The organism is Protofrankia sp. CiP1_Cm_nod2 (assembly GCF_920664355.1).
In the GTDB taxonomy this organism is placed as follows: domain Bacteria; phylum Actinomycetota; class Actinomycetes; order Frankiales; family Frankiaceae; genus Protofrankia.
Genome location: NZ_CAKKTL010000021.1, coordinates 1 through 8,837, shown reverse-complemented (window position 1 = coordinate 8,837; position 8,837 = coordinate 1). Strand labels below are relative to the sequence as shown.

General features: G+C 72.6%; 5 protein-coding genes. 3 read left to right on the top strand and 2 right to left on the bottom strand.

The genetic code is table 11. The features are described 5' to 3' along the window. Together NBW84_RS04025 and NBW84_RS04020 are read left to right on the top strand one after the other, a co-directional pair. Nucleotides 1–1,537: hypothetical protein (locus NBW84_RS04025; RefSeq protein ID WP_250281825.1), on the top strand; the 1,537-nt coding region annotated here is incomplete at its 5' end. 90 nt (nt 1,538–1,627) lie between these two features. Beyond that, nucleotides 1,628–4,771: a bifunctional [glutamine synthetase] adenylyltransferase/[glutamine synthetase]-adenylyl-L-tyrosine phosphorylase gene (locus NBW84_RS04020; RefSeq protein WP_250281854.1), complete on the top strand. Its 3,144-nt coding sequence runs from the start codon at nt 1,628–1,630 to the stop codon at nt 4,769–4,771. A 161-nt stretch (nt 4,772–4,932) separates the two neighbouring features. Here NBW84_RS04020 and glnII read toward each other — a convergent pair whose 3' ends face one another. Continuing rightward, entirely contained in the window at nt 4,933–5,994 is a 1,062-nt protein-coding gene (gene glnII / locus NBW84_RS04015; RefSeq protein WP_250281824.1) for a glutamine synthetase GlnII, read from the bottom strand. Between the two features lie 494 nt (nt 5,995–6,488). Further along, the gene (gene glnA / locus NBW84_RS04010) at nt 6,489–7,913 is read right to left on the bottom strand and encodes a type I glutamate--ammonia ligase (RefSeq protein WP_250281823.1); all 1,425 of its coding nucleotides are present in this window, start codon (nt 7,911–7,913) and stop codon (nt 6,489–6,491) included. 194 nt (nt 7,914–8,107) lie between these two features. Here glnA and NBW84_RS04005 point away from each other — a divergent pair, with 194 nt between their 5' ends. Continuing rightward, entirely contained in the window at nt 8,108–8,734 is a 627-nt protein-coding gene (locus NBW84_RS04005; RefSeq protein WP_250281821.1) for an RDD family protein, read from the top strand. Nucleotides 8,735–8,837: the final 103 nt, after the last annotated feature.

Below are 8,837 nucleotides of genomic sequence, written 5' to 3'. Positions count from 1 at the left end.
TGGAGGCAGCGCCGTCCCGGCGGTGGCCGTGCCCCGGCGCCCGGCCGCCGCCGGGGGGCTGCGGATGCTCGGTGAGTTCACCGGGTCGGGCCTGCGCGGCCAGGTCTTCCTGGTCCGTCGGCGGGACGGCCAGGTCATCACACTCACCGGTCTGCTGCGGCACATCGTCGACGCCGCGGACGGCAGCCGGGACATCCCCGCGATAGCGCAGCGGGTACGGACGGCCAGCGGACGCGCGGTCAGCGCGGGCGACGTCGAGCACCTGCTGGCGGCGAAACTGATCCCCCTCGGAGTGATCGCGGACGGTCACGGGGCCACCGCGGCTCCCCGGGCGACCCCGCTGCTGGGGCTCGCCGGCCGCCGCACACTCGTGCCGGAGCCGGCCGTGGGCACGCTCGCGCGCCTGCTCGCGCCGCTGTTCCGGCCGATGGTCGTAACCGGTGTCCTGACCGCCCTGGCCATCGTGGACGCCTGGCTGTTCACCTCGCTGCTCACCCCGACCGGTACCGATTCCGCTGCTGGTTACGGTGCCGGCGCACGGATACACCACGTGCTGGCCAGTCCGGCGCTCGTCCTCGCGGTCCTCGGCGGCACGCTCACGTCCATGATCTTCCACGAATGCGGCCATGCCGCCGCCTGCCACTACGGAGGCGGCCGGCCGGGGGTGATCGGATGCGGCATCTATCTGCTGTGGCCGGCCTTCTACACCGACGTCACCGACGCCTACCGGCTGGACCGCGCCGGCCGGCTGCGCACCGACCTCGGCGGGGTGTACTTCAACGCGATCGCCATCGTCGGCCTCGGGGCCGCCTACGCGGTCAGCCGCGCGGACGCGCTCGCCGTCGTCGTCCTGCTCGTCCATCTGGAGGCGTTCCGGCAGCTCGTACCGGTGGTCCGGCTGGACGGATACTATATTCTGAGCGATCTCGCCGGGGTCCCGGACCTGTTCGCCCGGATCGGGCCGGTGCTGTCCAGCCGGCTGTACCAGACGCGTGAGCGCTGCCGGCGGTGGGCCCCCAGCAGAGGACGGCACCGACGCCGCGGTCGTCACCACGACCGGATCCGTGCCCGAGGCCATGCCTCCGAGCGGGCCTCCGACCGGGCCCGCGTCCAGGGCCGGCAGCGGGGTCACGGCCAGGCCCCGGATCCGCGGGTGACGGCGCTCACCCGCCGGGCGCAACGGACGATCACGGTATGGGTGCTGGTCGTGGCCCCGCTGCTGGCCGCCAACCTCGTCCTCATCATCATGATTGCTCCGAGCGTGGTCGCCCGGTCCGTGAGTGCGCTGCGGGAGCGGGCCGGGCTCGTCGCGCACGCCGCCGGGGCGGGGGAGCCGACAGTCATGATCGTGGACGCGCTGGGCGCCGTCATCCTCGCGCTTCCGGCGGCCGGTATCGCCTTCCTGCTGCTGCGGCTGGCCGGCGCGGGTGCCCGGGCGGCGGTCGCCACCGGACGGGGCGGCCCGGGGCGCGCGCTGGCCACCGGCCTCGGCACGATCATCGTCCTCGGGGCCGTCCTGACGTCCTGGCTGCGCTGAGCGGACGCCGACGGGGCGGTCTGGGGCCAGGATGGACGGGTGGGCGACCTTTCCCAGACCGGGGCGACCCGGCGGACCGGGGAGGCACGCATGCCTGGCGACCTCGGCGGCACGCACCCCCGGGGCAGCTCCGTGCAGGCGCAGCTGGCCCGGATGGGCTTCACCAACGTGGACAGGTCCGCCGTCACGGTCCGCCGGCTCGGCCTGGTCGGCCCCGACGACGAACATCCGCCCGGTGCCTCTGGTGCCGGCACGTCGTCCGGTGTGGGCGATCTTCACGACAGCGCACTGCTGGCGGAGCTCGCCAGGGCCGCCAACCCCGATCTCGCGCTCGCGGCGCTCGAACGGATCGTGGAGACCGCGCCGGCCGGCGTCGGGCGTGACCTGCTCGCCGCCCTGGGCACCCGGCCCGGCCTGCGCACCCGGCTGGTGGCGGTGCTCGGGGCGAGCGCCGCCCTCGGCGACCATCTCGTCCGGCATCCCACCGACTGGCGGGTGCTCGCCGACGACGACCTGACGCGGACACCACCGGACGCCGGCCTGACGCGGGCGCGGCTGCTGCGCGCCGTCGGGGCGGACCCGGACGCGCCCCTGCCCCGGGCCGCCGGTGACAACACCGGCATCCTCGACGCGTTACGGGTCGCCTACCGCCGGTCCCTGATGATCCTGGCGGCACGCGACCTGACCGGCGCGGTGTCCCTCGACGACGCCACCGCGGAGCTGGCCGACCTGGCCGCGGCCGCGCTGGACGCGGCGCTCGCGGTCGCGCGCTCGGCGCTGTCGCCGTCGGCGCCGCCGGTGCGCCTGGCGGTCGTCGGCATGGGCAAGTGCGGCGGCCGGGAGCTGAACTACGTCAGCGACGTCGACGTGCTGTTCGTGGCCGAGCCCGGCGCCGACGACCGGCCGGCCACCACCAGCGCCGCGCGGACCGCCGCGCTGGGCACGGCGACCTCCCTGGCGGTGGGCATGGTCCGGGCCTGCGGGACGGTCACCAGCGAGGGAGCGCTGTTCCAGGTCGACGTGGCGCTGCGGCCGGAGGGGCGCGACGGCCCGCTGGTGCGGACCCTGGCCAGCCACGACGCCTACTACCGGCGCTGGGCGCGGACCTGGGAGTTCCAGGCGCTGCTGAAGGCCCGCCCGGTCGCCGGCGACCGGGCGGTGGGGGAGCGGCTGTGCGCCGCGGTGCGGCCGCTGGTCTGGTCGGCGGCGTCCCGGCCCGGTTTCGTCGCCGACGTGCGCGCGATGCGCCGCCGGGTGGAACGCTCCCTGCCCAGGGCGGAGGCCGACCGTGACCTCAAGCTCGGCCCCGGCGGGCTGCGCGACGTCGAGTTCGCCGTCCAGCTGCTCCAGCTGGTGCACGGCCGGACCGACCCGGCGCTGCGTGCCGTCTCGACGCTGTCCGCGCTCGACGCGCTCGCCCGCGGCGGCTATGTGGGACGCCGGGACGCCGCCGGCCTCGCCGACGCGTACCGCTTCCTGCGCGGCACCGAGCACCGCCTCCAGCTCCAGCGCCTGCTCCGGGTGCACACCCTGCCCCGGGACCCGGCCGAGCTGCGCTGGCTGGCCCGTTCCCTCGGGTTCGCCACCGCCAAGCGGATGGAGGCCGAGCACGCCCGGGTCGCCCGGTTCGTCCGCCGGCTGCACGAGCGGCTGTTCTACCAGCCGCTGCTGGAGGCGGTGGCCAGGCTGTCCGCGGAGGAGGTCCGGCTGACGCCGGCGGAGGCCCGCGACCGGCTGGCCGCCCTGGGCTTCGCCGACACGGGCCGCGCGCTGCGTCACATCGAGGCGCTGACCAGCGGTGTCAGCCGGACCGCGACGATCCAGCGCCGCCTGCTGCCGGCGATGCTGCACTGGTTCGCCGACGCCGCCGACCCCGACGCCGGCCTGCTCGCCTACCGCCGGGTCAGCGAGGCGCTCGGGCACACCCCCTGGTACCTGCGGCTGCTGCGGGACGAGGGCGGCGCGGCCGAACGGCTCGCCCGCCTGCTGGCGGCGAGCACCTACGTCGCTGACCTGATGCAGCACGCCCCGGAGTCGGTGCGGCTGCTGCGCACCATCGACGACCTGCGGCCCAGCGGCCGTGAGCAGCTCGTCCGGGCGCTGATCGCGATCGCCCGCCGCAACCCGGCCCGGGAGCAGGCGGTCGGACGGGCCCGCGCGGTACGCCGGGTCGAGCTGGTCCGGGTGGCCTGCGCGGACCTGCTCGGGCTGCTCGACGTCGCCGCGGTGGGCCAGGCCCTCTCGGACGCCGCCGCCGCGACGATCGAGGCGGCCCTGTTCGTCGCGCAGCGCCGCTTCGAGCAGGAGACCGGCCGGCCGCTCCCGGCCCGGATCGCGGTGATCGCGATGGGCCGGCTCGGCGGCGAGGAGCTGTCCTACGGCAGCGACGCGGACGTCGTGTTCGTCCACGAGCCGACGGACGACAGCGGCAGTGGTTCGCTTACGGAAAGTGAGATTTCCGCCGCGGCGGGGTCGGTGGTGGCCGAGCTGCGACGGCTGCTGGCCCTGCCGGCCGGCACCGACCCGCCGCTCGTCCTGGACGCGCAGCTGCGCCCGGAGGGACGGGCCGGGGCGATGACCCGCACCCTCGCCAGCTACTCCGCGTACTTCAACCGCTGGTCGCAGGGCTGGGAGGCACAGGCGCTGCTGCGGGCGCGCCCGGTCGCGGGGGATACCGCCCTCGGTGCCCGGTTCTGCGCGTGGGTGGACGGAATCCGTTATCCACCGGCCCTGCGGCCCGGCGTGGTCGCCGAGCTCGTCCGGTTACGCGGCCGGATGGAGGCGGAGCGTATCCCCGCCGGCGTGGACCACACCCTGCACCTCAAGCTCGGGCCGGGCGGTCTCGCCGACGTGGAGTGGGCCGTGCAGGTGCTGCAGCTGCGGCACGCCCACCGGGTGCCCGCGCTGCGCACGACGTCCACGCTCGCGGGGCTGCGCGCGGCGGCCGCGGCCGGGCTGCTCGACCCGGCCGAGGCGGCCGCGCTCACGCAGGCGTGGACCATGGCGTCCCGTATCCGTAACGCGATCATGCTGGTCCGGGGGCGTCCCGGTGACGTACTGCCCCGCCAGCCGCGGGCGCTGGCCCAGGTCGCCGGCGCGCTCGGCTGTCCGGCGGACAGGGCCGAGACGCTGGTGGGCGACTACCGGCGCGGTGGCGCGCACGCCCGCGCGGTGGTGGAGGCGGTGTTCGCCCGCGAACTGGACAACGGCTACCCGGCCGGAGCGGACGGGTAGCCGTCGCGGTTCTGCCACGGCTGCCGCGGAGCTGGCCAGCGCGCGGGCCGCCAGGGGCCGCCGGCCGCCAGGGGCCGCCGTGGGGAGCCCGTGAGCCCACAGCGGGCCCGCAATGGGAGCCGCTGTGGGACTTGCCGTGGCTGTGGGTCTGCCGTGGCGGCTCAGACGGTGAGGACCGCGTCCGCCGGCTCCTTCTGGCCGGGGATGGCCAGGCTGGGCCTGGTGCCCGCCAGCGCGCTGCAGCAGGTGTCGACGATCAGGCCGGTGACCAGGTAGGGGTCCATGTTGGCGTTGGGCCGGCGGTCCTCGATCCAGCCCTTCTTGGCCTTCTCCACCGCCCACGGGATGCGGACCGACGCGCCGCGGTCGGAAGCGCCCCAGGAGAACCTGTCGTACGGGGCGGTCTCGTGCTGACCGGTCAGCCGCTGCTCGATCCCGTCCCCGTAGTTCTTCACGTGCTCCAGGACGCGGGTGCCCAGTGCCTCACACACAGTGACGATGGCGTCCCAGCTTTCCATGGTGGCCCTGGTGGAGAAGTTGGTGTGCGCGCCAGCGCCGTTCCAGTCGCCGGGAATCGGTTTCGCCGCGAACGACACGGTGACGTCGAAATCCTCGGCGATCCGGTGCAGCAGCCAGCGGCCGACCCATATATGGTCGCCGATGGCAGGCGGCGGGAGTACCCCGATCTGGAACTCCCACTGGGCCATCATGACCTCCGCGTTGGTGCCCTCGATGGCGAGGCCCGCGTCGAGGCACGCCTGCGTGTGCTTCTCGACAATCGCCCGGCCGACCATCTTCTCGCCGCCGACACCGCAGTAGTAGGGGCCCTGGGGGGCCGGATAGCCCACCTCGGGCCAGCCCAACGGCCGGCCCTGCTGGAAAAAGGTGTATTCCTGTTCGATACCGAACATCGGCTGCTGGTCGGCGTACTTCTCGTAGGCCTGGCGGCAGAACGCGCGGGTGTTGGTCGGGTGCGGGGTGAAATCGGTCAGTTCGACCTCGCACAGCACCAGGACGTTTTTCCCGCCGCGCAGGGGATCCGGACAGGTGAACACGGGCCGCAGGACGCAGTCCGAGTTGGATCCCGGCGCCTGGTTCGTGCTCGAGCCGTCGAAGCCCCAGATGTCCGGTTCCTTACCGTCGGCAATGATGCGGGTTTTGCTCCGCATCAGGGGCTCCGGCCTGGTGCCGTCGATCCAGATGTACTCGGCCTGGTAACTCACTCGTACTCCCCGTGGTTGGCATGGCACGTAGCGGAGTTTCTCGTCGCGCACCTGCGGATTGTTTCGACCCGGGCCGCGGGTGCCAGGAGGGTCCGTCCGGATCTTCGCCGGGCACGGTTTCCGTGCCGTTCCGGCACGGTAAATTCCCGATCAATCATGTATTTCCGGTCAATGTGTTTTCCCGGGTGTTCCGGAGCCGTTTTCGCCCCCCGGGCGGCCGGCGACGGAACGGCCATGCCAACGTCCCGCCGCCGGTGTTCCGGTCGTGTTTGTTCCCCGCCGCCACCGCCGGGCGGCCCGGCCGTGGCGGCCGCCCGCGGCGGGCCGGCCGAATTACCGGCCGGGCGGGGTAGGCGCGCGGGATGTCCCCGCCGCCGGCCCCGGCCGCCGGATGTCCCGCCGGGCCTCTGGGATCGTGCGTCCGGCCCGGGATCCGCTCCGGGACCGGGGCGCCGGCCCGTCAGATGCCGTACCGGATCAGATACCGTAGCGGATCAGATGTCGTAGTAGAGCTGGAACTCGTACGGATGCGGCCGGAGCCGGATCGCGTCGACCTCGTTCTTGCGCTTGTAGTCGATCCACGTCTCGATCAGGTCGGGGGTGAAGACGTTCCCGTCGGTCAGGAACTCGTGGTCCTCCTCGAGCGCGTCGAGCACCTTCTCCAGCGATCCGGGCACCTGCGGCACGGCCGCCAGCTCGTCCGGGGGAAGATCGTAGAGGTCCTTGTCGATTGGGTCCGGCGGCTCGATCTTGTTACGAATCCCGTCCAGGCCGGCCATCAGCATCGCGGCGAAGGCCAGGTACGGGTTGCAGCTCGGGTCGGGGACCCGGAACTCGATCCGCTTCGCCTTGGGCGAGACGCCGCTGAGCGGTATGCGGCAGCTGGCCGAACGGTTACGCGCCGAATAGACCAGGTTGACCGGTGCCTCGTAACCCGGCACCAGCCGCCGGTAGGAGTTCGTGGTCGGGTTGGTGAACGCCAGCAGCGCCGGCGCGTGGTGCAGCAGCCCGCCGATGTAGAAGCGGGCGAGCTCCGACAGGCCGCCGTAGCCGCTCTCGCTGTAGAACAGCGGCTCGTCACCCTGCCACAGGCTCTGGTGGACGTGCATCCCGGAGCCGTTGTCCTCGAAGAGCGGCTTCGGCATGAAGGTCACGGTCTTGCCACGGGCGACCGCGACATTGCGAATGATGTACTTGTAGAGCATCAGGTTGTCGGCGGTCCGCAGCAGGGTGTCGTAACGGATGTCTATCTCCGCCTGCCCGGCGGTGCCCACCTCGTGGTGCTGCATCTCGACGGTGATCCCGGCCCTGATCAGCGTCCGGGTCATCTCCGAGCGCAGGTCGGTGAAGTGGTCGGTCGGCGGGACCGGGAAATACCCGCCCTTGTACCGGGGCTTGTAGCCGAGGTTCCCGCCCTCCTCCTTGCGGGCGGTGTTCCAGGCCGCCTCGATGGAGTCCACGGCGTGCAGGGAGCCGTATGGGCTGTAGTCGTAGCGTACGTCGTCGAATATGTAGAACTCCGCCTCCGGGCCGAAGTAGGCGGTGTCCGCAAAACCGGTGCCCCGCAGGTAGGCCTCGGCCTTCTTCGCGGTGTTGCGCGGGTCCCGGGAGTACTCCTCCCGGGTGATCGGGTCATGGATGAAGAAGGTTATCGCGAGCGTCCGGTGCTCACGGAACGGATCGACGAAGGCCGTCGTCGGATCCGGCAACAGCAGCATGTCGGACTCGTGGATCGCCTGGAACCCGCGTATCGAGGACCCGTCGAACATCAGGCCGTCGGTGAACACCGACGCGGAGAAGACCTCGACCGGGATCGTGAAGTGCTGCAGAATCCCAGGAAGGTCGCAGAAACGAACGTCGACGAATTCGATGTTCTGGTCCGTGATGTAGCGGAGTACGTCCTCGGCGTTTGTGAACATCCACCCTCCAAGGGAGCTTCATGGCCGTGTGGACAGAAAGGATACGCCATGCCCAGATGCGGACCGTAACGCCATATGGTTCCGCAAACATGACGAAGTCGTTTCGCGACTGTAACACGGCAGGAAATTGTTACTCTGTGCGACTGGATTTTCGGGACGGTCGCCGGGCCCGGGGCCGGGCATAGGCTTACGCCGTGGGACGCGCACTCGGAAACTGGCTGGAAGGTCCACAACTTCCCCGGGACACCCCGCCCGGTGTCCGCCTCGGCCTGCCGGCGGACGGCCCCGGCTCGGCGGTCGGCGCCGGTCCCCGGCTGGCCGCGTTCGCGATGGACGCCGTCATCGCCAACCTGCTGGCCGGCGTCCCGGTGCTGCTCGGGCTGGACTACTCCGTCAATGCCCGGGGGCTCGCCGTCTATCTTGCCTTCCTGCTGGAGGAGCTCGTCCTGGTCGCGGTCAACGGGCAGACCATCGGGATGCGCGTGATCGGCATCCGGGTCGTCCGGGTGCGTGACCACCGCCCGGCGGGATGGTTCTGGAGCGCGGTCCGCACCGTGCTGCTGGCCCTGGCCATCCCCGCCTTCATCTGGGACCGGGACCTGCGCGGCACCCACGACCGCGCGGCCGGCACCGTGGTCGTCCGCGGCCCCGCCCGCGCCCGCGCCACCGCCAGCGGCCCCGCGCCCGACCACCCCGCCTCCGGCCGCGTCGAGCCCGACCGCCCCACTTCCGCGCAGCGCAAGCCCGCACAGCGCAAGCCCAGGCCCAGGCGCCGTCCCGACCCCGGAACGCACGAGCCCACCCGTCGCCCCGCGCAGTAGCCGTCCCGAGGAGCAGACGCATCGACCCGTGGGACGAACCGGCTGACGTTGCCCTCGTCCGGACGCGGACGAGCACTCGCGCCCGCCTCCGACGAACCCGCGC